Raw genomic sequence first — 24,342 nt, 5'->3', positions numbered from 1 at the left:
CTTAAATCGAAAGAAAAAGCCCCTTAAATCGAAAGAAAAAGCCCCTTAAATCGAAAGACTAAGAGGCTTTTATAGGAAACTATGATTTTTTAGGTGGGAAAATTGCTTTTATAATATCGTTTGATTCATCAATTAACTTGTAAAAAGTGTCTGCTGCGATATTGGTATTTCTAATTCCTGATTCTTTTAGATCTGCGTTGATAACATCAAATAACTTATTTCTGCTATCAAGTTTTGGATAACATTTTTTAACCAATAAAGCGAACAGTTGTTTTTGCGGCGAACTTATACGCCCTTTAACTTCTGCGCTATTAAAGGAATCTATTATATTTTGCTTTTCTGCGAGTTCCGCTTTCAGTTGTGCTATTTCATCTTTTTCTTGTAGCCCTATGATTTTTTCTATGTCGCTGTGTAGAATTTGAATGCTATCAAAATTTAATTTTAAAGGCTCATCAAGATTCGCAAAAAATGTTAATGCAGTCGTTTTATTTTCAAGAAATGAAAGGCTTTCAAAAAATGAAAAATCAGGGGTTATTTCTATATAACCACGATTCACTATTTCTACATCATTTCCTTTGTACTGAGTGTTGTCGATTCTAAAATAACCTTCAAAAGTTAAATATTTAAGATTATCAAATATAATACAATCATTTTCATTTTGATATTTCACCAGACGGGCGAAAGGAAATTTTATAGCGGGCTGATTGCTTAATGAATGATTAAATTTAATTTCCAGAAAATCATTTTTAAAACGCTGTGAAAATTCTTTTGATAGCCCAATTGGTTCGGTTTTTGAATACTCATTTTCTGTATATTTAATAGTTATATTATTTATTTTTATCTGCTTTTCTAAATCATTTTCACAAATAGAAGTGATATATGCTGAAGATTCTTGTATAAATCCTTCCATTTGAAAAACAGTCGTTAATTTTTCTTTTTTAATGAAGTGAATTAAATCATCTATTTTTAAGTTTGGATAACCTAAATCATTATTTAAGTATTCGATAGCACGATTTAACGAATAAGAAAAACGGTGTAATTCTCTCATAAAATGCCCCTTTCGCATTTGCCCTTATGATAGGAGCGCACCAACAAGATAAGGTTTCTTGCTTTCGGGGATCAGCCTAGGTGCGTTTTATTCGGTTATTTGTTTTTTATATCAACACTAATATCTATTAAAGTGGTTTCTTTGCCGGTGCTGCCGTCTATCCAGTTTATCGTGCCGGTAATAAGTGGCTTTTGCCTTTCCGGTAATGTTTTCTTGATAACTGCGTTATTTATTTCATATTCTACCGGGCGGCTTTTTCTTTCTTCCCACTCGGCGGCCAACCGTTTATTTTCTTTCCGGCGCTTATATTCATCGTAAATAAGCCAACCGATAGTAAATGAAAGCCCGCCGGCTAAACCAAAGGCCACAATAAACCACCAGTCTTGAAAGGTAACTATTGCTAATACGACAAAAAAAGCAGCAACCATACACTTTATTGCAACTAGTATCAGCCCCATAGTTCCCCCCCCCCTTGTTTTTACTGGTTATTATAGTAAATAACATAGTAACAAAGGAGAAAAGATTCAATAGTGTAAGGGAAATATTTTATTCTTCATCGCTTACCGGCATTGATTCTTTTTTGCTGTTTTAGCATGGCATCAAGCTGTTTCTTGGCAATAAAGTAAATCGTTTCTAACGCGTCCATATTCGGGCTATTTGGTCGGCTGTCTATTTCTCGCTTGGCCGCATTACATTTACATTCTAATGCGTGAATAACTTCACTTATTGGATAGGGTTCTTCATCATCGTAAAGGCTGACAAAGGTAAAAAGTGCGGTCGATTTTTTATAGTGATTTACCGCTGAAAGAAGTAAGTTTTGCTTTGCCTGTTTACATCTCATAAATCAATCCCATTAAATTGTTCCAATGCCTGTTTGTGTTCTTCCGATAATTCAAAAATCAGATCGCCATATTCAAGCTGATAGGTGCCGAATGACATCAAGAAAGCCACTGCCGGATCGATTTTGTTTGCGGCCTTCTTCTTGTTTGGTTTAATGTTGGCGTTCGCATCGGTTTCCATCACAACGTTGGATAATGCCCAAGAAAGCACCGGATCGCCGTGGTGTTCTATCACTTGGCGATTTATCAACACTTCCGCACTTTTGGCCACCGGGCTAAATCGTTGATAGGTTTGCGGGAATGGTTCTACTTCCAAGCCTGCCGCCTGTAATTGCGTGCGTAAATGCGTGGCGTTCCAAACATCAAAGCCTATCATTTTGATATTGAAGTTTTCCGCATCTTTTAAAATATCATCGCGGATTTTGTCATAGTCGATACAGTCGCCCTCTGTGGCAATAAGCCAACCACTGCGCACCCAGTTTCGATAAATGGCCCGGTTCTTGTTGGCCACATTGTTAAGCTGAAATTCAGGAATATAGTGTCGGGTAATCAACCGCACTTTTTTCCCTTGAGGGAAGGTGTAACAAAGGCTTGTTAAGTCGTTGGTGCTAGATAAATCCAAGCCTAAATAACAATCTTGGTGAAGTAAGTCGCTTTCCGTGTAATCTCGTGCGCACTGCGCCCAATTGCCTTCACCTAGCCATGGCGTTGTTCCTTGGCACCAAACATTAAAACGCTTGGTGAGCATTTCCACCCACTCGGAAGGAATCCCTCGGGCTTTCTTGATCGTGTTTTCAAAATCAAGGTAAGGAATGGATTTACCGATATTCGGATTAGCTTTTACCCAGTTTTCCGGATTATCAATTTCGCTTTCTTCGTCTAATTCAAAAATCAGCACAAATAAGCTGTCGTTTTGTTCGTTGCCTTCCAGTATTTGCGCGCAATAGTCATAGTGCTGTTTACAGGCAGATATCACGTTACTTCCCGCGGTGGTAATCGCAAACAATAAACCTTCCGGGCGGGCACCTTGCCCTAGTTCTAGCGCGCTATACACGCTGTTATCGGTGTGTAGGTGATATTCGTCCACAATGGCGAGGCTTGGGTTGGTTCCCTCAATGGTTGAGGATTTAGCCGCTAACGGGCGCATTAAGCTATTTGATTTCGGATTAATCAGTTTATGCTGCTGAATATTGAGCCGTTTGCGCAAAAGGGGAGATAGTAGGCACATTTGACGCGCATCATCAAACACAATGCGGGCTTGGTCTCGGCTTACTGCTGCAGTGTAAATATCTTGTTGGCCCGCTTCCATCAGTAGAAACCAATTAGCCAACACGGCGGCCACGGTGGACTTGGCATTTTTTCGCGCCACTTGGATATAAGCGGAACGATATTTTCTCAAGCCGGTATCGGTGCGCTTAAAGCCTAACAGATTGGCAAAAAGAAACGTCTGCCAGTCTGAAAGCTCGATTGGTTGCCCGCGTAAATGCCCTTTAACGTGTGGGCATAGGCGGGAGAATGCTAAGAATTTATTTACCGCACTTTCATCAAAGAAATAAGCGGGGTTTTCTAAATCGTCAAAATAACGCGCTACGGCTTGTTTTATCTTACGACAAGCCACTATTTCACCTGTTTGAACTTTCTTCGCGTATTCGTGCCAGATTTCCATTTTTGCCTACATTGTGAGGATTTCATCCAACATATCAGTAACATCCGTTTCTACTGGATTTTTACGGCGACTCACCGGATCGAAGCCTAACAGGGAAGACATCTTGATCATGACTTTTTCGGCATCTGCTTTCGCGGACAATGCCGGGTTTCTTGATTGTGTGCCTTGGCTATTTACGATAATGAAGCCATTTTTGGCTAAATCTGCCACAGAATGACGCCAAATTGCGTAGTTTTCGCAATAAATTTCAAGGTTTGTTAAATCTTCCGACTTAATATCGCCACGCTCTGAAAGTTGTTTAATACGCGCTTTCCATTGGCTTTTAGCAATATCATCCAAGAAATCAGGTGTCTTATAACTTTTTCGTTTGCTCATTCACTTTCCTTATTTTCTAAAAAATCACTTTGCTTAAAAATTTGATTGGGGGGGCGGTTCCGTAGGGTTGCCACTTTCTTTTTGAAATTGCCCCCACCCGGTCTAATCAATTTTCTTTGCCCCAAATCCGCGTTGGTCTATCACTCGTGTTTTATAGCTGTGACAATCACGACATAAAGGCTGATGATTGCTTGCTACCCAAAACAACGGATCGGCTTGCCCGTTCTCTACCGGCTTGATATGGTCTATCACTGTTGCCGGTGTGTATTTGCCTTGCTCTAAGCACATCACACAAAGGGGATGATGCTTTAAGTATTGTGCGCGGTATTTGCTCCACTTGTGGTCGTAACCGCGTGCGCTACTGCTTGGGCGGTTGTCCTTGGGTTTATGCTCCTCGCATCTACCGGACTTTACTTTGTTTCTACATCCGGGATAGCTACAACGTCTTAACGGTTGGTATGGCATCGGTTACTAAATCCTTAGTAAGCGCACGGTTCTCTATACACTTCCCACAATGCGGAAATCGTCATAGGTGCCGGCTTAAGGTTGGCTAAGTCTGTGACGGCTTCTCGGTTCGTGTAGAGATAGGCGATATACATTAAGCAACCAATCTTAATCGCCGGGGTAAAAGGTATGGTCTTTTCCGTTTCTTCTTCCCCAAAGGTTTTGCCAATATGTTTTTGGCATACTTCCAATGTGGCCACCTTATAGACTTCCAGTAACTCATCATCTAAATCGTGATCGAGATTTAAGTGCGCTTTGATTTCATCAATCGTTAAATTAATATCTAGCATCATCATCTCCGCCGTTATAGGCTTCTCCCTCTTTACACATGAGTTGTAATTCTCTGTGCGATTCCATACTGTCAATGACCGAATAAATATCAAATAGGCGGTTTCCGTATCTAATACGCATTTTTCGAGTGATTCCTTCAAGATAACGAATGCGGATTCTTACAATGTTTTCCCCTATTTGAAACGGGCCACTAAAATATTCTCGCCCTTGTAACGGTTCTACACTGGCGCGCACGGTGGCGACATTCTTCCAAATCGGTCTTGAGTTTCCGTAGGTGTTATTTTTTCGCTCTTTGTCATAATCCCGCTTTTGTAAGGTGATCACCTTGTTATACTTTCCGGCCTTAATCATGATTGCCATTGCTTACCCCCGGTTCTTGTTCATCACCGCGTTTTACTTCTACGGTTTGTTTCCATGCTTGGCTAAATTCTTCTCCACCATCATAAGGCGGTAAACCTTCACGACGGCGGACTTCATTTGGGCACATTACACCGGCTTTAATTGCCACATCGTAACTTTGGAAACGCTCGCTTTGACTTGTGCGCAATAAGTCGCTTGTATCAAATTCAATTAAGTAACGTTTCTTGCTGTTGCTACCTAAATCAATCATCAAGGCATCTTTTAGCTGCTGTTCAAAATTGGTTAGCCAAGGGCGCAAGGTTTGCGATAAAAAGGCTCGACTGGCTTCACTAAAGTTTGAATAACTGCTATTGGAATAGTCTTGAAGGAAAATTGGGCTAATGTTGTAGATTCGGGCAATATCGGAAATTGTGAATGTACGGCTTGCTAGCCATTCCGCGTCTTGGTTTGTCATGCCTAACTGTTTATATTCCATTGAGCCTTCAAGGATTGGTGTTTTCCCTGCGTTCTTCGCGCCTTTGTAACGTTCAAGGGCTTTTACCGCTTTTTGTGCTTTGGCATCATCCAACCATTCGGCGGTAGTAATTAAGCCACTCGCCATTAATCCGTTTTTCATCACCGCCGATCCGTGTTTCTGTTGAGCAATGCCTAAGCCCACGGTTTCACGGCAAATCGTAATTGGCGAACGCCCCATAAAGCCATCAAGGGATGAATGGCGTAAATGTAGGATTTCATCTTGAAGATAGTTTTTGCTGTTGCCGTCTAAATCGGTAATTTGATAGATATACTCGCCGCCAACTTTGCGATAGATATTGACCGCACTTGGTTGATACGGGGTAAGGCTGACCGGTTCGCCTTTGCTGTTCCATTCAATCACCGCATAAGCGTTACCATTTAATAGGCAGTGACGCATCATGGTGTATTTGAATTGATACGGTGTTTGGCTACGGTTTGGCATCTCGTTTAAGAGATAGTCCACCGGGTGACGATAAACGCGCTCGCGGCCATCGTCTTTAAGCTGATACAAATAACAAGGCATACTTGCCACTGCTTCAGAAATAACAGTAACGGCACTCATCACCGCCGGTAAACTTTCTGCCGTGTTCGGGCTGACAAATTCCCCTGCGCCGGTGTTTGATACGCCAAGATAAGAAAGCAGCTCATTAATTGCCATCGGTGCGTTGCGTTGTTATTTTCGTCTGAACGGGTTCCACATATTACGCCTCCGCCACATCAAGCCACTGTTTCAAAAGTGCGGTGGATTTTCCTTGCGTTTTTCCCTTCGCGGTTGCCATTGATCGTTTGGCAATCTCAACGCTACTTTCAGGATAGGCGGGAATACTTGTAACGGTGATTTCAAATAATTCCGCTTTGGCTACTGTGCGTTGACAAGGCTCTACATCAAAATTCCATGTTTCTTCTTTAGCCCAAAAGCCGAAAGACATCCCGCTAATATCGCCGCGTTCAACACTTACCAACAAATCACGCCCTAAGGTGGTATCAGGTGGCATTAATTCAAAACGTAAACCTATTGCGTCTTCTTCCAGTTTTAAGGTTCCCGCACGGGTACGCCCTAATAGTTTGGTATAGTCGTGTTCAAATAATGCCCGTACATCGGCACCGCTGCTTAAACTTTCACTAAACGCATTCGCACTGAATTGTTCTACAAAATCGCAATAAAGCACCTCAGAAGGGCTGTTCCACTTCACCACATAGCCAACCAGTTTTTTATTCTCGCTGTCTGCGGTGATTTCGGATGAACGGATTTCAAATTCTTTATTCATACTTTCCCTTTTAACAAAAAGGGGGCTTAATTGCCCCCGTTGGAATTTGACGATTAAGCCGTAACTTCAATGAACTTGATTGCGTTACTATCTACCACGCCACCACCAAGATATTTATCGGTATGGACTTTATAGAAGCCCGGTTCGGTAATGTTATCGGGGCGGGTTCTTACGCCGGTTTCGTGATCTACAATGAAGTAACCGCGTTTGAAGTCACCAAAGGCAACTACCGGTTTATTGGCACCACTTGCCGGCATGGTTTCAAGGAAGTAAACCGGACGACCTAAAAGGGTAGAAGGCGCATCTACAGTTAAACCATCACGCCAAATAAAATCGCCGTTTTTGTTTTTGAGTTTTTGTAATGCTGCCGCAATGGTAGAAGACATCACCCAAACGGCATTTTTACGGTATTTGCTGTGTAAGGTGTAGAACAAATCAATGAGCGTATCGGCGGTGATTTTGTCGGCACCGGCAACTTCTAATTTTTGTAACTTACCAAAGGCGCGTACTTTGTCCGCTTCGGTAGAACGTTCATAGGATAAGAAACCTTTTGATTTCTTCGTGCCGTCACCGCCGGTTAAGTCGGTTTCTTCGGTTTCGGTGAAGCTTTCGGTAATTTCATCAGTCAGCCAACCTAAAACATCAATGCTGGAGAAGTCCAAAATGTCTTGAGTGGTTTTTGGATAGGCATAGATAGGGTTTAACGCAATGGTGACTTCATGGAGTTTCGGGGTTGCCGTACTGTTACGCGCTACGCCTTCTTCACCATGTGCCACCACCGCGCCACCGGCAGAAACAAGTTTTTTGTATTCTTTCGCACCAACCGGCAAGCGGATCACGTTACAAATTTGACGCATCACGCTATCATCGGTTAAGCGTTTCATTACGTCTTTATCCAATTGTGGGATCACGGTATAACCGCCATCTTCTTGACCGGTGGTGGAAAGATTTCGTAATTCACCCGTTTTAATGTAGTGGCGTAGTTCGTCATTGCTGAAGGTTTTACCGCGTGTTTCTACCGGCTTGCCTTTGTCGGCAATGTTACGTTCTTCATCGGCCACCGTTTCATAACGGGCGATTTCATCGCTCAATTGTTTGACCAAATCTTTCAATTTTTCAAAATCAACGTTTTCGGCATCATTTAATGAGCGATTTTCTTGCTCTGCTTTATCTAACATAGCGCGCATTTCTGCGACTTTTTCCGCTTTTTGTTGGCGTAGTTCTAACAGTTTTTTAAACATAGTTAATCCTTTTAAAATCATCTTAATTAAGACGGCTTATAAAAAGCCCATAGAACAATATATATACAAAAAACAGGAAGTAAATTGCTTAAAAATTAATAGTTTAGCTACGGTAGGCTACGTTGAGTGGGTAAGGTTTGGTTGCTTGTTTTTTATACAGGCATAGATAGGAAAATATAATTTAGATGGGATTTTTTAAGAGTGAACACTGGTGAATACCTAGTGAACACCCTATTCACTATATAACTATATGATAAATAAAGAAATATAATATATAGTGAACAGGTGAACACCTTTTTATATAATTTTGAACGCTGATAGAAATTAAATCTTTTTTCTCATTGGTTGTTCTTTAATGTAACCACGATAGTAACCATGGTATTTCAATGAAAATTCAACATATTGATAATTAAAGAATTATTTAATAATTTCAAGTCCTGTTGGGGCACCACTTTCGCCATACCGCATCATTTTATTTCCCTCAAAAAACAACACCCACACCACAAATTAACATCCACCGCGCAACATCCCTGTAGCGTGCAACTTGTTGCACGAAATCATGAATACCCGAAAGGGTTAAATAACGTGCCGCACGTGGTTCGATCGTGCATCAAGCACGAAATCGAAGAAAAGGCGATTGACAAAATTATATTGAAACAAAGGTTGTAACGCGCTGTGGTGGGAGTTGAACCCACAATACCGCGATTGCTCGCTGACTTACCATTAGTCTACACAACGCATTACTGTGCACCACCCTACCTGCTAAAACAAAGTCAAATGCATTTCTTAATCTCTATTAACACTACAGGACGAGTGATCGTTCTATTTTTTGCGATACATAATAAACCTAAACAAATTACCTGTTTTTATGTTTGATTTAATCATATATTGCAGATTGCATGATATGCGTTAAATCTCTGCGAGTCATTAACGTAAACGCTTGTTCTCTTCCGTTTCCGGCTCCAAATCGAGTTTTTCCATCAATAAACGGTCTCCGTCCTCTTCCGGGTTCCCAGTCACAAGCAGTTTGTCGCCGTAGAAAATGGAGTTAGCCCCCGCCATAAAACACATTGCCTGCATTTCTTCGCTCATGCCTTGACGACCGGCAGATAAACGTACATAGCTGTTTGGCATGGTAATACGTGCCACGGCAATGGTGCGTACGAATTCTGTCCAGTCCAAATCTTCTGCATCGGCAAGTGGGGTGCCTTCAATTTTCACCAATTGGTTAATCGGCACGGATTCCGGTTGCGGATCCAAATTCGCCAGGCTGGCAATGAGTCCTGCGCGTTCTTTGCGGGTTTCATTCATGCCCACAATACCGCCACAGCATACTTTCAAGCCGGCTTTGCGAACTTTGCCTAAGGTGCTGATACGGTCGTCAAAACGGCGCGTGCCAATCACTTCGCTGTAATGTTCCGGTGCGGTGTCTAGGTTGTGGTTGTAGTAATCTAAGCCCGCGTCTTTTAATTCTTCCGCCATGCCATCTTGCAATAAGCCGAAAGTACCGCAAGTTTCCATGCCAAGGGATTTCACCGCTTTGATAATTTCTGTCACTTTCGCGATGTCTTTCGGTTTTGGTCCACGCCATGCGGCGCCCATGCAGAAACGACCAGCCCCACGCGCTTTGGCGATTTTGGCTTTCGCCACGATGTCTTCCACGTTTAATAACTCTTGATTTTGGACGCCTGTATGGTAACGCGCCGATTGCGGGCAATAACCACAATCCTCCGGACAACCGCCGGTTTTAATCGACATTAAGGTAGAAAGCTGAATCGCGCGTGGATTGAAATTTTTGCGATGAACTTGTGCCGCACGATAAACCAAATCTAAAAATGGGGTTTCAAATAGGGCTTCTACTTTGCACACCGACCAATATTCTACGCTTGGATGCGGTGTGATGGAGTAAATTTGTAAGGTACTGGTTGACATAGGTCTCCTTAAGTAAAACAAAGTAAATAAAAAGTGCGGTGCATTTTAAGCGCATTTTTCTTGCTGGCTTATCCGACCATTTTCAATACGAAGCATACGATCCACTTTGCCAGTCAGCTCTGACGGTTGATGGGTCACAAGTAACAATGTTAAGTTTTTACTGTGGCAAAGTTCATCAATCAAATTGAGCATTTCCAGTCTCAATTCCGGATCGAGCGCGGAAAACGGTTCGTCCAACAATAAAATCGGTTTATCACGCAATAAACAACGCGCCAATGCGACCCGTTGTTTTTGTCCGCCCGACAAGCTGTTTGGCAGACGGGATAAAAAGGATGTTAATCCTACCGCATCAGCAACCCGTTCGATCTGATCTTGCTCAAGTGCGGTCAATTTTAAGCTTGTTTTTAAACCCAATGCCAAATTTTGTTGCACAGTTAAATGGGGAAATAAGTTGTTCTCTTGAAACAACATGGACACAGGGCGTTCATAAGGCGCGCTTTGCGTATGATTTTCACCGTTGAGCCAAATCTCGCCACAGGTGGGCAAAACAAAACCGGCAATTAAATTTAACAACGTACTTTTACCCGCACCGCTTGGCCCGACAATGGCAATACGCTCTCCTGCCGCCACTTGCAAATCAAACGTCATCGGCAGTGCATCATCAGCTAAAAATACGTTATCTAAGCGAATCATGTTGTTCCTTTTGATGTTCAATTAAAGCGAAAATAGCGCCGCATAATAACAGCAAAATACCTGCGGTGACAGCGGCCTCTTGGTGACGATAACTGCCTAATTGTTGATACAACAAGTGCGGCAACGAGGTGAATTCTTGGTTACCGAACAGCGCAATCGCCGTGAAATCCCCCAACGAAAGCGCAAATGCCAAGGCAAGCGCATAGTTTATCGGAGTACGAAGTGCATGCCATTCAATCAGACGAAAACGTTGCCAGCCGACAATCCCAAGGGAATTACACAAGCGTTCGTAATACAACATATTATTGTTGAACGGCTCGGTCAAAATGCGCAGTACGAAAGGCATGGCACTCAAGGCGTTACACGCAACGACAATGGCAAATAAATAGGCATTGGTAAAATCTACGTCACGCAACAACAAAAATAACCCCATCGCCAACACCAAAATAGGAATTGCCAAAATCACCATACCGGCATTAAGAATAAACTGTGCTGTTTTCACATAATAAAGCCATTGCAAACGGCGGGATAATAACAACAATGCCACCGCCATGAGCAATGCCAGCAAAGCGGACGCAGGCGCAATAGTTAAAGAGTAGGTTAAGGCTTTCCACAGTTGCGGATTGTGCCACGCCGTCAGCCATTTTCCTGATGTCAGTGCGCTAAACAAAATATTTAACAACGGCGATAACATAAAACACACAAAAACGCCGAGCAAAAAAACATAGCAAATTTTGACCGCACTTTTCGATGGACTCAGCCAACGATACGGGCTGCTTAACGTGGTTTGTGAAGCGTTATTGAACAGACTACTAAACGTAAATAGCAGCAAACAAAACACAAACTGCAACAAGGCAAATATCGCCGCTTTCGGCAAATTAAATTCAAATAAAATCGCCTGATAAATTGCCGTTTCCAGCGTAGTATATTGCGGTCCGCCCCCAAGAGTGAGCACCACCGTAAAACTGGTAAAACAGAGCATAAAAATCAAGCTGAAAGTCGGCAAAATCTGCCGACGCAGTGCATACCATTCCACCAAGCGCACAAAATGCCAGCCACGAATATTCAGTTGAGCTGCCAACTGATGCTGTTCATAAGGAATGCTTTCCAAACTTTGTAAAAACAGTTTGGTTGCCAGCGGAATATTAAAGAAAAGATGCGCAATTAAAATCCCCGATAAACCGTAAATGCTGCCCGTCCAAGTGCGGTCGAAAAAATGGAAGAATTGCGCGATCCAACCGGAGGCGCCATAAATGCCGATTAAGCCAAAAATCGCCACCAATACCGGCAACACAAAAGTCAGCGACATGATTTTCAGTAAAAAGGCTCTGCCGACAAATTCCACATAATAAAAAGCACGAGCGAGTAGCACGCCGAAGAACAGGGATAACAACGCAGAAAGCAACGCCTGCCCGAAGCTAAAGGCGATAACGTGATGTAAATAACTATCAGAAAAAAACTGTTGCCAGTGAAATTTAGTGCCCTGCGCCAACACAGCACGCATGGAGAAGGCATAAAGCAGGGAAATGAGCAATATGACGCAAATTCCGCCCATATAATGACGTGGGCGGAATTGCGGATTGGAAAACACTAAACGAGTAAACAAGGAACGAGACAACAAAAACACCGTTCAGATTATTGAGTTAATGTGGTTTGCCATTGATTAACCCAACTACGCAACATTTCCGGAGTAATATTGGATGTATTCAAGAAAGGTTGTTGCAACACCTTTTCTTTTAGGGCATCAAAGTGCGGTTCTACCGGCGCTTGAATTACAGGGAACATCACGTTTGCGGTGACAATCTGTTTTTGCGCTTCCGGCGTCACCAAAAAATCCATGAAGTGATCAGCGCATTGATTTTTATGTTCTGCGATTCGCGCCGCCAATTCCACTTGCATCACATTGCCTTCAGAAAAGGCGGTTGCCGCATAATTCTCTTTATTTTCAAATAATTGATGATATAACGGCGAGGTGGTGTAACTCAATACCACATCGGCTTCCCCTTTTAGGAATGCGCCGTAAGTGTCAGACCAGCCTTTGCCCACCGTAACTGTGTGTTTGGCAAGTTGTTGCCAGGCTTGTGCCACTTGGTCTTCAGGATAAACCGTATTCATCCACACTAACAAACCACGTCCCACACTACTGGTGCGCGGATCTTGATAGATCACACGTAAATCTTCACGCGCTACCAATTCTTTCAAGCTTTTCGGCGGATTTTTCACTTTATTTTTGTCATAGACAAAGGCGTAAGTGCCGAAATCGTAAGGCAAGAACGTGTTATCCGTCCATTGGTTTGGCAAAGAAAGTTTGCTTAAATCCACGTTATTCGCATCAAATAAATGGCTTTTTTTCGCTTCATCCAACACAAAATTATCCAAGCCTAACACGATATCCGCTTTGGTTTTATGCCCTTCCAAACGCACACGGTTAAACAACGTACCACCGCTTTCAAACGGGACATAATTCACTTTGCAAAGTGGAAATTGCTGTTCAAATGCCTGCTTCACTTTCGGACCGGCGCCCCAATCAGAGGTAAAAGAATCGTAAGTATAAATATTCACGGTTTCTTCGTAATGATTCGCCAATGCCATGCCGGCGTATAAAGAAAGTGCGGTCAAAATTAACGTTGTTTTTTTCATGTGTCTGTTCCTCAGTATGAATTATGCTTTGTCTTGATAAGCCCAATGATTAGTCGGTCCATGTCCATGACCGATATTTAACGGATGGCTAATTGCCGCCGTAATGTAGTCTTTTGCGGTTTTAATCGCCTGTTCCACGGAAACACCTTTGGCAAGCTCCGCCGTCATACAAGCGGAGAACGTGCAACCCGTACCATGCGTTTGCGCTGTCGCATAACGTGGGCTTTCTAAAGTAAATTGTGCGCTGGGGGTAAAAACCCAATCGCGACATACCGCACTTTGCGAATGCGCGCTGTGTCCGCCTTTAATCACCACGGTTTTCACGCCACGCGCCTGCAAAATTTGCGCTGCGTGTTGCGCGGTTTGATCGTCAATGATCTCCACGCCTGTCAGTGCCTTGGCTTCCGACAAGTTCGGCGTGATCACATCCGCCAACGGCAATAAAAATTTATTCAAAGAATCGACCGCTCTTTGTTGTAACAAGGGTGCACCGCCTTTGGCGATCATGACGGGATCTAACACCAACGTGCCGAAGTGATACTGATTTAATGCCTTAGCGACACATTCGATAATCTCTGATGTGCCTAACATACCGATTTTAAAGGCGCTAATCGTGAAATCATCAGCAATCGCTTTCAGCTGGCTTTGAATGGTTTGAAGAGGGATGGTGTGAATATCAAAGACGCCTAAGGTGTTTTGCGCCGTGACAGCCGTAATCACCGAGGTACCAAACACACCACGCATTTGAAATGTTTTTAAATCTGCCTGAATGCCGGCGCCACCACCACTATCCGAACCGGCAATGGTCAACGCCTGCGCGACTTTACTCATAACGTCCTCCGCCATTTAGCGGCACAGAACGACAAAACTCATATTGCATCATTGTTCCTTTTTAATGAAAAAAGATAATCAGCAATAGTGACGAATGAAGAAGATATGGAGAAAAAGAAAGGAAGTGTGATTTTCTCGTTAGTTTCCTACGTCAGTATTAACTGTATCAGGTTCACGGGTATGATCTCAGCACAAAGCACCCCGACTAATAACGAGATTCAGTCTATATACTTTAAGAAAAAAGGGCAAGGGGTTTATCAAATATGTAAAAGCGATAACATACGGTCGGAAGCGAAAGTATGAATCAGAAGACAATGAAGAAAATGGCTGGGGTACTAGGATTCGAACCTAGGGATGCCGAGATCAAAACCCGGTGCCTTACCGCTTGGCGATACCCCAATAGAATATTAATAAGAAATGAGAGCTTGAAAATAGTATGGCTGGGGTACTAGGATTCGAACCTAGGGATGCCGAGATCAAAACCCGGTGCCTTACCGCTTGGCGATACCCCAACAACTATGTTGATATCAATGAAATAAATGGTGCGGGACGAGGGACTTGAACCCACACACCTCGCGGCGCCGGAACCTAAATCCGGTGCGTCTACCAATTTCGCCAGTCCCGCAATAATGGTGGCTATGACGGGATTCGAACCTGTGACCCCAACATTATGAGTGTTGTGCTCTAACCAACTGAGCTACATAGCCATTCATTTGCATTATCTCATTGACTTTGCGCGGCGTATTATGCGGATATTGCTTTTGCTCGTCAACTCTTTTTTTATGAAAAAAACTATTTTTGGCGCATTCGAATAGAGATTAAGCAAATCGTATTAGTTTTGTTCATTGTAGGTAGATAACTGACTTTATTTTAGAGGAGATTCAAAGCGGTAAGGTTGTTTTTAGTTAATTAAAAATCAATGTTTTTCTCAAAATGTGATCTGACGCATATTTTTTCCTATATGGCGGTGCTATTATGTGAATGACAAAAAATAACCCTGATCGGATAAGGAGTCGATTATGTACAAACATGTATTAGTTGCAGTAGATCTTTCAGAAGAAAGTCCGGTTCTTTTGAAAAAAGCCGTTGGTGTTGCACGGCGGCATGATGCGAAATTATCCATCATCCATGTAGATGTGAACTTTTCGGATCTTTATACAGGTTTGATCGATGTCAATATGGTCTCCATGCAGGATCGAATTTCCAGCGAAACTCAACAAACATTGTTGCAATTAGCTGAACAAGCAGGGTATCCAGTGAGTGAGAAATTAAGTGGAAGTGGCGATTTAGGTCAAGTGCTATCAGATGCGATTGAACAATATGATGTGGATTTGCTTGTGACCGGACATCACCAAGATTTTTGGAGTAAGTTGATGTCTTCAACTCGCCAAGTGATGAATTCCATTAAGATTGATATGCTTGTTGTTCCTCTTCGTGAAGAATAATTGTTAAAGCTCACCTGTTATTAAAGGCAGAAAAAAATAACCGCACTTCACGAAGTTAGAGCGTAAGTGCGGTTTTGTTTTCTTCATTTTTAAGAAAAGAGAAATGGTTTCGTAAAAAGTTTTTCTATAAATGTAAAAAATATGCAAGAATAAGAAGTTACGCAGTAATTTGTAAATAATTAAGTAAAGACGTTAAAGTTTAAGGCTTATAAATGAAAACAACAGCACAAATTCGACAAGCATATCTGGATTTCTTTCATAGTAAAGGGCATCAGGTTGTAGAAAGCAGTTCTCTCGTTCCGGATAATGATCCGACATTATTATTTACCAACGCCGGGATGAACCAATTTAAAAATGTTTTTTTAGGATTAGAAAAACGCCCTTATACCCGAGCAACCACTGCACAACGTTGTGTGCGTGCCGGGGGAAAGCATAACGATTTAGAAAATGTGGGCTATACCGCAAGACACCATACTTTCTTTGAAATGTTAGGGAACTTCAGTTTCGGTGATTATTTTAAGCATGATGCCATTCATTACGGTTGGGAATTTTTAACTTCACCACAATGGTTGGGCTTATCGAAAGAAAAATTATGGGTGACCGTGTACGAAACCGATGATGAAGCCTATAACATTTGGCATAAAGAAATCGGTATTCCGGCAGAACGCATTATTCGTATCGGTGACAATAAAGGTGCGCCTTATGCCTCAGATAACTTCTGGCAAATGGGTGATACCGGCCCTTGTGGTCCTTGTACGGAGATTTTCTACGATCATGGCGATCATATTTGGGGTGGGCCTCCGGGATCTCCTGAAGAGGATGGTGACCGTTATATTGAAATCTGGAACATCGTGTTCATGCAATTTAACCGCCATGCTGACGGCACAATGGAGAAACTTCCAAAACCATCCGTGGATACCGGTATGGGCTTGGAGCGAATCAGTGCGGTATTGCAACACGTTAACTCCAACTATGATATTGATATTTTTAAAACCTTAATTGCCAAAGTGGCAGAGTTAACCGGTGAGAAAGATTTAGCCAATAAATCATTACGTGTTATTGCCGACCATATTCGTTCTTGCGCTTATTTAATTGCTGACGGTGTTGTACCTTCTAATGAAGGACGTGGTTATGTGCTTCGCCGTATTATTCGTCGTGCCGTACGTCATGGGCATTTACTCGGTGCAACAGAAGCATTCTTCTATAAACTCGTCCCAACACTGATTGATGTGATGGCAGAAGCGGGTAAAGAAGTGAAAAAACATCAAGCGACAGTGGAAAAATTCTTGCGCTTGGAAGAAGAACAATTTGCTCGCACCTTAGAGCGTGGTTTGACCTTGTTGGATGAAGCGTTGGCCAACGTAAAAGAGAATATCTTGTCCGGTGAAGTGGCGTTCAAGTTATATGATACCTATGGTTTTCCACTGGATTTAACTGCAGATGTTTGCCGTGAGCGTGGTATTGCGATTGATGAAGCAGGTTTCGAGCGTGAAATGGAATTGCAACGCGTTCGCGCACAATCGGCAAGCCAATTCGGCATGGACTATAACAGTGTAATCCGTGTTGACGGGGCAACCCGTTTTGAAGGGTATACCGAGTCAGAAACACTGGCAAAAGTGACCGCACTTTTCCATGAGGGAAATCCAGTGGAATCGATTTCAGCAGGTCAAAGTGCCGTAGTTATTTTAGATAATACGCCGTTCTATGCAGAATCCGGTGGACAAATTGGAGATATCGGTCGTTTAGAAGGCAATGGTTTTTGTTTTGACGTAAAAGACACTCAAAAATATGGTCAGGTATTTGGTCATATTGGTGAACTCACACAAGGGAGTTTATCTGTTGGGCAGTCTGTAAATGCAGTGGTTGACGATGTTCGCCGTCAACGCATTTCGTTAAATCACTCCGCAACACACTTGTTGCATGCTGCATTACGTCAAGTATTAGGTGAACATGTCGCCCAAAAAGGCTCACTTGTTTCCGATACGTTGTTACGTTTTGACTTTGCTCAACATGAAGCCATTAGCAAAGCGCAGTTAGCTGAAGTTGAGCGTATTGTGAACCAGCAAGTGAGAGCCAATCATCCAATCCAAACCGACATTATGGCGTTGGAAGCCGCAAAAGCAAAAGGGGCGATGGCGTTATTCGGCGAGAAGTATTCCGAACAGGTTCGTGTCTTAACGATGGGGGATTTCTCTATTGAGTTGTGTGGTGGTATTCATGCAAAACGCACGGGAGATATCGGATTATTTAAAATCATCACAGAAACTGCTGTGGCAGCAGGTATTCGCCGAATTGAAGCGATTACCGGCGAAACGGCGATTGAATGGTTACAACATCAACAAACTTTATTGAATCAAAGCGCCGAATTACTGAAATCCGATGTGAATTCTATTGTGGATAAGATTTCTCTGTTGCAAGATAAATGTAAGAAAGTTGAGAAAGAGTTACAAACATTAAAAGAGAAAGCTGCACTTCAGGCCGGTAATGAGTTGGCGCAAAGTGCGGTCGAAATTAATGGTGTTTCTGTGATTGTGCAGCAGCTTGATGGTATCGAAGCGAAGTCTTTACGTGCAATGGTGGATAGCCTGAAAAATCAATTAGGCTCTGCCGTCGTGGTGTTTGCTTCTGCGTTGGATGAAAAAGTTAACTTAATTGTTGGCGTAACTCAGGATCTAACAGCCAAAGTGAAAGCCGGTGAGCTTGTGAATTTAATGGCTCAACAAGTCGGTGGTAAAGGCGGTGGTCGACCTGATATGGCGATGGCTGGCGGTACTGAACCGCAAAATATCAACAAAGCATTATCTGTTTGCTCTGATTGGTTAAAAGCAAATTTATAATCTTTGTTTCCTGTTAATTAATCGTCGGCACTTATGATGTCATAAGTGCCAAAGTACAAAGTATTGTTTAATGTTTTATAGGGATGTTGGAAGCAAAATAGGGAAGTTGGAAATAAACTATAAAAGGTGAGGAGTTTATATGCTGATCTTAACCCGTAAAGTTGGCGAGAGCTTGCTCATCGGCGATGATGTTTCTATCACGATTCTTAATATACGAGGCAACCAAGTAAAAATTGGCGTACAAGCCCCGAAGGATGTTTCTGTTCATAGAGAAGAAATTTACCAGCGTATTCATCAAACTAAGGATGAAAACAAAGTATCGTAAATTTTATTTTATGAGCAGTTGAAGTAAGTCGGTTATAAGTCAATTGACTTACCAAAGGCGTGTAATGCCTATGTTTGTTCAAGTGAACTTTATAGGATATTGTTTATCGTATAGGTCGTGTATGTGGGTGGCTTTTTAGGCTCAAAATTATTGTCGTTGCCGGTGATGTTCGTTTAACGAGCGAAGAACTAAAAAATACGGTAACAAATGGATTATTGAATTCCGGTGTTAATGTAATTGATTTTGGTGAAACGGGGACAGAGGACGTCTATTTTGCTACATCATTTTGAAAAACAATGGCGGTATTAAACTGACTATATACAACAATCCGACAATGATATCGGACTTAATCGTCATGCGTGAATCGTAGTGTGGATGTATTCCTTTCATAAGGTAAATTAACACTCAACTTGTAAACGAAAGATACGCTTTATTTCGCCAGTAGAAATTCATAAAAAACTTACCGCACTTTTTTGAAGTGGAAAGGTGCGGTCTTTTTATATTAAGGAAAATAAATATGAAAGCAATTATTCCTGTGGCCGGCTTAGGCACACGTATGTTGCCTGCAACAAAGGCAATTCCAAAGGAAATGTTAACGCTAGTAGATAAACCACTTATTCAGTATGTTGTTAATGAGTGTATTGCTGCTGGCATCAAAGAAATTGTATTGGTTACTCACTCTTCTAAAAATGCTATCGAAAACCATTTTGATACCTCTTTCGAATTGGAAACGATGTTAGAAAAACGGGTAAAACGCCAGCTCTTGGAAGAAGTCCGTTCTATTGTGCCAAAAGATGTCACAATTATGCATGTGCGCCAAGGGAATGCAAAAGGCTTGGGGCATGCGGTATTATGTGGTCGTCCGTTAGTCGGGGATGAGCCTTTTGCAGTGATCTTACCGGATGTGTTATTGGCGGAATTTTCAGCTAATCAGAAAAAAGAAAACCTTGCGGCCATGTTAAAACGCTTTAATCAAACCAAAGCCAGTCAAATTATGGTAAGTCCTGTTGCACCGGAAGCCGTAAGTAGCTACGGTATTGCCGACTGTGGCGGCGTTGAAATTCCACCAGGTGAAAGTGCAAAAATTAATAGCATTGTGGAAAAACCGAGTGTTGATGATGCGCCATCTAACTTAGCGGTCGTGGGGCGTTATGTTTTCTCTGCAGCAATTTGGGATTTATTGGAAAAAACGCCGGTTGGCGTTGGTGATGAAATTCAATTAACCGATGCGATTGATATGTTAATTGAAAAAGAAACGGTGGAAGCGTTCCATATGACCGGTATTTCCTATGATTGTGGCGATAAAATTGGGTATATGAAAGCATTCGTAGAATATGGCTTACATCACAATAAACTGGGTGATGAGTTTAAATCTTACTTAAAAGCATTGACTTCATCATTTCAATAAGCCGTATTGTTTCGTCTAAATTGATTTATCCTGAAGATACTTAACCCAATCCGATGCCCGTTGTCAATTAAGCATCAGATTGGGTTTTGTTATTTGTCGTAGCAGAATTTACTTCGCTGAGCCAAAGAGGAATACTTAAGGTGACGGCCAGTCCACCTAACCGACTTCGATTTGCCCGAACACGTCCATGATGACTTTTAATGGTATGTGCAACAATGGATAACCCTAAACCGGTTCCGCCGGTGGTTCGTGTTCTTGCTTCATCTACTCGATAAAAGGGTTTGAAAATTTTCTCGTATTCTTCTGCGGGTAATCCGGCGCCATCATCTTCTGTGAGAATCACTAATTCGTGGTTTTCAATATAGAAATGAATCACAATCTTAGAAGAAGTGTACTTTAAGGCATTTCTAATCACATTTTCGACCGCACTTTGAAGGAGTTCGAGATTGCCGTTGATGCGATAATTCTCCGGATGGAAAATATAGAGATTGCTAAGAAATAGAATCTTTTTCTGTTCGGCTTCAAACTCTGCATCTTCTAGTATGCCTTCCCATAAAGCAGCGATTTCAAAAATTTCTCTGCCTAAATGGCTATTGAGTTGTTGTCTTGATAATTGTAATAAGTCATTGATCATTTTATCTAAGCGTTGGGCTTCCGTATCAATGCGCTGGATATTTTCATTTTCGCCTAATCGTCTTCTCAATAAAGCAGTTGCAAGCTGTAAGCGCGTTAATGGCGTTCGTAATTCATGTGAGATCGAGGAAAGTAATGTGCGCTGGTTATTTAAAACGTCTTCCAATGATTGTGTCATTCGATTAAAACTTTGCCCAACTTGACGTAATTCCAGTAGCCCTTTCTTCTCTAAGTTTTTATCGATGGTTAAATGTCCCATTGCAACAGCATTTGCGGCTTGTTGTAAATTGCGTATCGGTCCGCCAATACTTTGTGAAAGCCACCACAATAGAGGCGAGGAAATCAGAATGACTAAAATAATCAGAAAAATAGGACGTTCGAAAACATAAGTGAGGATTTCTTTTTGTGCACTGATTCGATTAATAAAAAAGCATTGATACATTGCGTCTTGTTCGCTTAGTTTAATCGGAAAAGGGCCTACGATTTGGGAATTGCCATAAATCCGCTTTAACGGTTTTACTTGAACAGGGTTACTGAACATGAATTGTCTAATGGCTTTTTCTTCCTCCGGTAACATTCCTAGAAGTTGGCCGCTATGAGAGACTAATATCGGGTGATCACTAAAAAATTCAGCCGGAAAGATAATATCGCCATTGAGTAATCTTGAAAATTGATTATGCTGAATGGCGTATTCAATTTTATTCTCATATCGATGAATTTCATTTTCTTTTAAATTGGAATAAACATGTGCATCAAAATAGGGAAGAAGAAAAATGAAAAGTAACAAGATAAATAAGGTCAGCCAGAAAAAGAGAAAGATCCGGATAGTCAGAGAATTAAATGTAAACTTTTGCTTTTGCATAATTTTAAAATGAAAAAAGGCTATATCAATATAGCCCTAGAGGATTTATTGTTTTTCAGTGATTAATAAATACCCACGCCCCCTTAAGGTCTTCATCCATTGTAAGCCATCTGAACGGGGAGGTAATTTTTTGCGTAAATTAGACATATGCATGTCAATTGAGCGGTCAAATGAAGCCAGTTTTTTTCCAAGCACTTCAACGCTTAAGACTTCTTTAGGCACAATAATACCGGGATTTTTAATCAAGTGGAGCAGCAAGGCAAACTCGGTTCCGGTGAGCTCTAAATCCTGATCACCGGCGAGCACTTGTTGTCTTCCCGGATATAACGTAATACCGGCAAATTCAATTTTCTCAACATCAGTTTGTGTCGCCATTTTATTGACTTGATCGACGCGTCTTAAGATCGCTTTAATTCGTGCGATCAACTCACGATCATTAAAAGGCTTAGGAAGATAGTCATCCGCACCAAGTTCTAGTCCTACTATGCGATCAATTTCATCGCCACGCGCGGTTAGCATAATCACCGGCGTCGAAAAGTTTTTTCTGATTTGTTGTAGGGTTTCGATGCCGTTTAGAACAGGCATCATGACATCGAGCAATACTAAGTCGTAGGTTCTATCAAGTGCTGTTAGCGCCTCTCTACCGTTGCGTACGACATTAACTTCAAATCCTTCCAATTCTAATAATTGCGATAAAAGATCCGTTAATTCTGCATCGTCATCAACAAGTAAAATTTTTGCCATAACAATCCCCTGATTCATGGTTTATTGCGAATTATTTTTTGCCGAATTGCCACCAACGTTTTTTCGGCGCTTCAGGCGCATTAATAATCGTGTTATTTGGGGCTGCTTGCTCTTCATTCGGTAATGGTTTATCTAAATCAAAGTGGCTCACGGTGCCTTTTTGATCGAAATTAACCACTAACGTATGTTGCTCCGGCGTTTCGTAGGCTTTTTGTTGTAAGAAAACATAGTACCAAGTATTGCTACTGTATGGATCAACCAACACCGGCGTGCCTAGTAAATATTGAACTTGTTGAGTTGTCATACCGGTTTTGAGTTGTGCTACGCTGGAGGCTTGTAAGTAATTGCCTTGTGGCACATCAATACGATAGACCACTTTGTTAATTCTGGAACAAGCGGTCACGCTCAATGCAAAAATTAATGTGGTGACAATAAATTTGAATTGCATTTTTGCCTTTTATCCTCTGTAAATAATGAAAAATGATGATACCGAAAGTTTAATTAATTGCCAAATTAATTCTCTTCTTTTAGCCGGCGTTGTAATTGATCCCGCAAGTTTGGCGGCAATCCTTTAATCGTCAACGTATCGGTAGTTTCATCCCAAAGAATGCGTTGATTTAGTAATTCCGCATCAAAACTGATGGTGATGCCTTTGCCAGAACCGGAAAATTTGGTTAACGATTTAAGTGCGGTGCGAATTGGTGGAATACTGTCTTCCAATCCATAGTTTTGTTCTTGTGCGAATGCAACAAAAGGTTGCTGATTGAGTGTTGGTAACGTATCGGAAAGTTCCGTCAACGTAATTTCCTCACCGCTATTTATTTGACCTTTACAGTATTCAAACACCTGCTTTTTCACGGCTTGAGTTTGTTCTGAATTGAGTTCGCCTTGTACGCAGTAATCACTCACCGCTTGTAATAAGCATTGGTTTTGTACTTGTGGATTGAGCCCTTCTTCTGCGCCTAAGAAATCCATAAAAAAATCGGCGATCTTGCGTCCTACGCGCCCTTTAATAAACGTGAGATAACGATTGGAATTGGCATTGAGTTGTAAATCCGTCAAATTAATGCGAGCAGCAATGTCGAATTGCGTAATATCGAGATATTCTGTGCGTTGAATTTCCAGTTGATCGTTGACTAACATACTGACACGACTGTCCAATAGCGCAATAAATAAATAATCGGTAGCCAAGAAATTATATTGGCATAACACTAACGTGCCGTTGTCGGCAAAGTGATATTTCCCCAATTCGGCAAGCAATAAATGAGTTGCTTCATGGCTGAATGGCAGAAAATCCAGTTCATTTTCCAACAATCGGTTAAGGCATTGGGCAAACACCGAAGATTCTTGAAACACGCCGTATGCTTTGGCTTTATTTTGATAACCCTGATGTAATTGCAACATCATTTGCTCTACTTCAGGGGTGATGGTTAATAATTGTTCACGCAGAACACAGCTTAATGGTGGCAGATTGTCGCCTTCTGGCTCCGCCTTGATAATTTGATGAAGAATAATTTGTTTAACTGTAATGCTCATAAAATCACCTTAAAAAACGCCCGCTATTATAACCGCACTTTTTAACAGAACTAACAAAATATGTTAGGATTAGCCCAATTATCGGTTAATATACGTAATGCTTTACATTAATTGGCTAATCAAACATGGCAATTCAATCAAAATATCAAGATAAACAAATAGATGCAATTTTAAACGACATGATCGCAGTGCTTGAAAAACACCACGCGCCATTGGATTTATCCTTAATCGTCTTAGGCAATATGACCACCAATTTGCTCACCGGCAGCTTGGGGAAACAACAGCAAAAGGTACTGGCACAAGCCTTTTCTGAGGCACTACTCAATTCCATTAACACAGCGAAATAAT

General features: G+C 41.7%; 25 protein-coding genes, 5 tRNA genes, 1 pseudogene and 1 riboswitch. Of the genes and pseudogenes, 6 read left to right on the top strand and 25 right to left on the bottom strand.

Translation table 11 applies throughout. From position 1 onward, the window contains the following. Positions 1–79: 79 nt before the first annotated feature. The 21 genes from Q0203_RS03575 to Q0203_RS03475 form a co-directional block, all read right to left on the bottom strand. The gene (locus Q0203_RS03575) at positions 80–1,048 is read right to left on the bottom strand and encodes a hypothetical protein (RefSeq protein WP_297929602.1); all 969 of its coding nucleotides are present in this window, start codon (positions 1,046–1,048) and stop codon (positions 80–82) included. Positions 1,049–1,143: 95 nt separating this feature from the next. After that, positions 1,144–1,476: a hypothetical protein gene (locus Q0203_RS03570; protein ID WP_172452405.1), complete on the bottom strand. Its 333-nt coding sequence runs from the start codon at positions 1,474–1,476 to the stop codon at positions 1,144–1,146. Between the two features lie 125 nt (positions 1,477–1,601). Further along, positions 1,602–1,889 (bottom strand): hypothetical protein, encoded by a 288-nt coding sequence (locus Q0203_RS03565; RefSeq protein WP_005633842.1) that lies wholly within the window; start codon positions 1,887–1,889, stop codon positions 1,602–1,604. Next, a complete protein-coding gene (locus Q0203_RS03560) occupies positions 1,886–3,553 on the bottom strand; it encodes a terminase large subunit (RefSeq protein WP_297929599.1) in 1,668 nt (555 codons plus the stop codon). Before Q0203_RS03560 ends, Q0203_RS03565 begins: the two co-directional genes overlap by 4 nt. Before the next feature lie 6 nt (positions 3,554–3,559). Continuing rightward, positions 3,560–3,928 (bottom strand): phage terminase small subunit P27 family, encoded by a 369-nt coding sequence (locus tag Q0203_RS03555; protein ID WP_109059162.1) that lies wholly within the window; start codon positions 3,926–3,928, stop codon positions 3,560–3,562. Positions 3,929–4,030: 102 nt separating this feature from the next. Further along, on the bottom strand, positions 4,031–4,393 hold the full coding sequence (locus Q0203_RS03550) for an HNH endonuclease signature motif containing protein (RefSeq protein WP_297929588.1): 363 nt from the start codon (positions 4,391–4,393) through the stop codon (positions 4,031–4,033). 14 nt (positions 4,394–4,407) lie between these two features. Further along, on the bottom strand, positions 4,408–4,722 hold the full coding sequence (locus Q0203_RS03545; protein WP_297929586.1) for a head-tail connector protein: 315 nt from the start codon (positions 4,720–4,722) through the stop codon (positions 4,408–4,410). Continuing rightward, positions 4,709–5,083 carry a phage head closure protein gene (locus Q0203_RS03540; protein ID WP_297929583.1) on the bottom strand — a complete coding sequence of 125 codons (375 nt, stop codon included), beginning with the start codon at positions 5,081–5,083 and terminating at the stop codon, positions 4,709–4,711. The genes Q0203_RS03545 and Q0203_RS03540 overlap by 14 nt, the downstream gene beginning before the upstream one ends. Beyond that, a complete protein-coding gene (locus tag Q0203_RS03535) occupies positions 5,067–6,257 on the bottom strand; it encodes a phage portal protein (RefSeq protein ID WP_297929581.1) in 1,191 nt (396 codons plus the stop codon). Before Q0203_RS03535 ends, Q0203_RS03540 begins: the two co-directional genes overlap by 17 nt. Before the next feature lie 43 nt (positions 6,258–6,300). Further along, positions 6,301–6,867 carry an HK97 family phage prohead protease gene (locus Q0203_RS03530; protein WP_297929578.1) on the bottom strand — a complete coding sequence of 189 codons (567 nt, stop codon included), beginning with the start codon at positions 6,865–6,867 and terminating at the stop codon, positions 6,301–6,303. A gap of 53 nt (positions 6,868–6,920) precedes the next feature. After that, positions 6,921–8,108 (bottom strand): phage major capsid protein, encoded by a 1,188-nt coding sequence (locus tag Q0203_RS03525; RefSeq protein ID WP_297929576.1) that lies wholly within the window; start codon positions 8,106–8,108, stop codon positions 6,921–6,923. A gap of 669 nt (positions 8,109–8,777) precedes the next feature. Further along, a tRNA-Cys gene (locus Q0203_RS03520) sits at positions 8,778–8,847 on the bottom strand. Between the two features lie 188 nt (positions 8,848–9,035). After that, entirely contained in the window at positions 9,036–10,040 is a 1,005-nt protein-coding gene (gene bioB / locus Q0203_RS03515) for a biotin synthase BioB (protein WP_297929574.1), read from the bottom strand. A gap of 45 nt (positions 10,041–10,085) precedes the next feature. Further along, complete coding sequence (gene thiQ / locus Q0203_RS03510) at positions 10,086–10,733, bottom strand: thiamine ABC transporter ATP-binding protein (RefSeq protein WP_297929572.1); 648 nt, start codon at positions 10,731–10,733, stop codon at positions 10,086–10,088. Continuing rightward, positions 10,717–12,339 carry a thiamine/thiamine pyrophosphate ABC transporter permease ThiP gene (gene thiP, locus Q0203_RS03505; RefSeq protein ID WP_297929605.1) on the bottom strand — a complete coding sequence of 541 codons (1,623 nt, stop codon included), beginning with the start codon at positions 12,337–12,339 and terminating at the stop codon, positions 10,717–10,719. The genes thiQ and thiP overlap by 17 nt, the downstream gene beginning before the upstream one ends. Before the next feature lie 29 nt (positions 12,340–12,368). Then, positions 12,369–13,373 carry a thiamine ABC transporter substrate binding subunit gene (gene thiB / locus Q0203_RS03500; RefSeq protein WP_297929570.1) on the bottom strand — a complete coding sequence of 335 codons (1,005 nt, stop codon included), beginning with the start codon at positions 13,371–13,373 and terminating at the stop codon, positions 12,369–12,371. Between the two features lie 21 nt (positions 13,374–13,394). Next, positions 13,395–14,204, bottom strand: coding sequence for a bifunctional hydroxymethylpyrimidine kinase/phosphomethylpyrimidine kinase (gene thiD / locus Q0203_RS03495; protein ID WP_297929568.1), 810 nt, complete (start codon positions 14,202–14,204; stop codon positions 13,395–13,397). A gap of 126 nt (positions 14,205–14,330) precedes the next feature. Further along, a riboswitch (TPP riboswitch) is annotated at positions 14,331–14,418 on the bottom strand. 110 nt (positions 14,419–14,528) lie between these two features. Next, a tRNA-Gln gene (locus Q0203_RS03490) sits at positions 14,529–14,603 on the bottom strand. 38 nt (positions 14,604–14,641) lie between these two features. After that, positions 14,642–14,716, bottom strand: a tRNA-Gln gene (locus Q0203_RS03485). A gap of 28 nt (positions 14,717–14,744) precedes the next feature. Then, positions 14,745–14,829 (bottom strand) — tRNA-Leu (locus tag Q0203_RS03480). A gap of 5 nt (positions 14,830–14,834) precedes the next feature. Next, positions 14,835–14,911: transfer RNA gene (locus tag Q0203_RS03475), tRNA-Met, on the bottom strand. Between the two features lie 312 nt (positions 14,912–15,223). Between Q0203_RS03475 and uspA the strand changes: the two genes are divergently transcribed. The 5 genes and pseudogenes from uspA (at position 15,224) to galU (ending at position 20,219) form a co-directional block, all read left to right on the top strand. Continuing rightward, positions 15,224–15,649: a universal stress protein UspA gene (gene uspA, locus Q0203_RS03470; protein WP_021615195.1), complete on the top strand. Its 426-nt coding sequence runs from the start codon at positions 15,224–15,226 to the stop codon at positions 15,647–15,649. Between the two features lie 212 nt (positions 15,650–15,861). Continuing rightward, a complete protein-coding gene (gene alaS, locus Q0203_RS03465) occupies positions 15,862–18,486 on the top strand; it encodes an alanine--tRNA ligase (protein ID WP_297929566.1) in 2,625 nt (874 codons plus the stop codon). 139 nt (positions 18,487–18,625) lie between these two features. Further along, complete coding sequence (csrA, locus tag Q0203_RS03460) at positions 18,626–18,811, top strand: carbon storage regulator CsrA (RefSeq protein WP_021615192.1); 186 nt, start codon at positions 18,626–18,628, stop codon at positions 18,809–18,811. 95 nt (positions 18,812–18,906) lie between these two features. Continuing rightward, positions 18,907–19,175 (top strand): annotated as a pseudogene (locus Q0203_RS09655) (phosphomannomutase CpsG); the annotation flags it as partial. Positions 19,176–19,328: 153 nt separating this feature from the next. Continuing rightward, the gene (gene galU, locus Q0203_RS03450; protein WP_297929564.1) at positions 19,329–20,219 is read left to right on the top strand and encodes a UTP--glucose-1-phosphate uridylyltransferase GalU; all 891 of its coding nucleotides are present in this window, start codon (positions 19,329–19,331) and stop codon (positions 20,217–20,219) included. Positions 20,220–20,286: 67 nt separating this feature from the next. Here galU and cpxA read toward each other — a convergent pair whose 3' ends face one another. The 4 genes from cpxA to yejK all read right to left on the bottom strand — a co-directional run bounded on the left by cpxA (position 20,287) and on the right by yejK (position 23,994). Further along, complete coding sequence (cpxA, locus tag Q0203_RS03445; protein WP_297929562.1) at positions 20,287–21,714, bottom strand: envelope stress sensor histidine kinase CpxA; 1,428 nt, start codon at positions 21,712–21,714, stop codon at positions 20,287–20,289. A 45-nt stretch (positions 21,715–21,759) separates the two neighbouring features. Further along, entirely contained in the window at positions 21,760–22,458 is a 699-nt protein-coding gene (locus Q0203_RS03440) for a response regulator (RefSeq protein WP_297929560.1), read from the bottom strand. Positions 22,459–22,489: 31 nt separating this feature from the next. Then, positions 22,490–22,906, bottom strand: a complete 417-nt coding sequence (bamE, locus tag Q0203_RS03435) for an outer membrane protein assembly factor BamE (protein WP_295976603.1) — start codon at positions 22,904–22,906, stop codon at positions 22,490–22,492. A gap of 65 nt (positions 22,907–22,971) precedes the next feature. After that, positions 22,972–23,994, bottom strand: coding sequence for a nucleoid-associated protein YejK (gene yejK, locus Q0203_RS03430; RefSeq protein ID WP_297929558.1), 1,023 nt, complete (start codon positions 23,992–23,994; stop codon positions 22,972–22,974). Positions 23,995–24,119: 125 nt separating this feature from the next. On the opposite strand from yejK, the gene Q0203_RS03425 reads away from it, so the two are divergent. Beyond that, positions 24,120–24,341, top strand: coding sequence for a YejL family protein (locus tag Q0203_RS03425; protein WP_297929556.1), 222 nt, complete (start codon positions 24,120–24,122; stop codon positions 24,339–24,341). Position 24,342 lies beyond the last annotated feature (1 nt).

This window comes from uncultured Aggregatibacter sp. (genome assembly GCF_938046485.1).
In the GTDB taxonomy this organism is placed as follows: Bacteria; Pseudomonadota; Gammaproteobacteria; order Enterobacterales; family Pasteurellaceae; genus Aggregatibacter.
The sequence above is the reverse complement of the archived record's forward strand: the minus strand, read 5'-3'. Positions and strand labels throughout refer to the sequence as shown.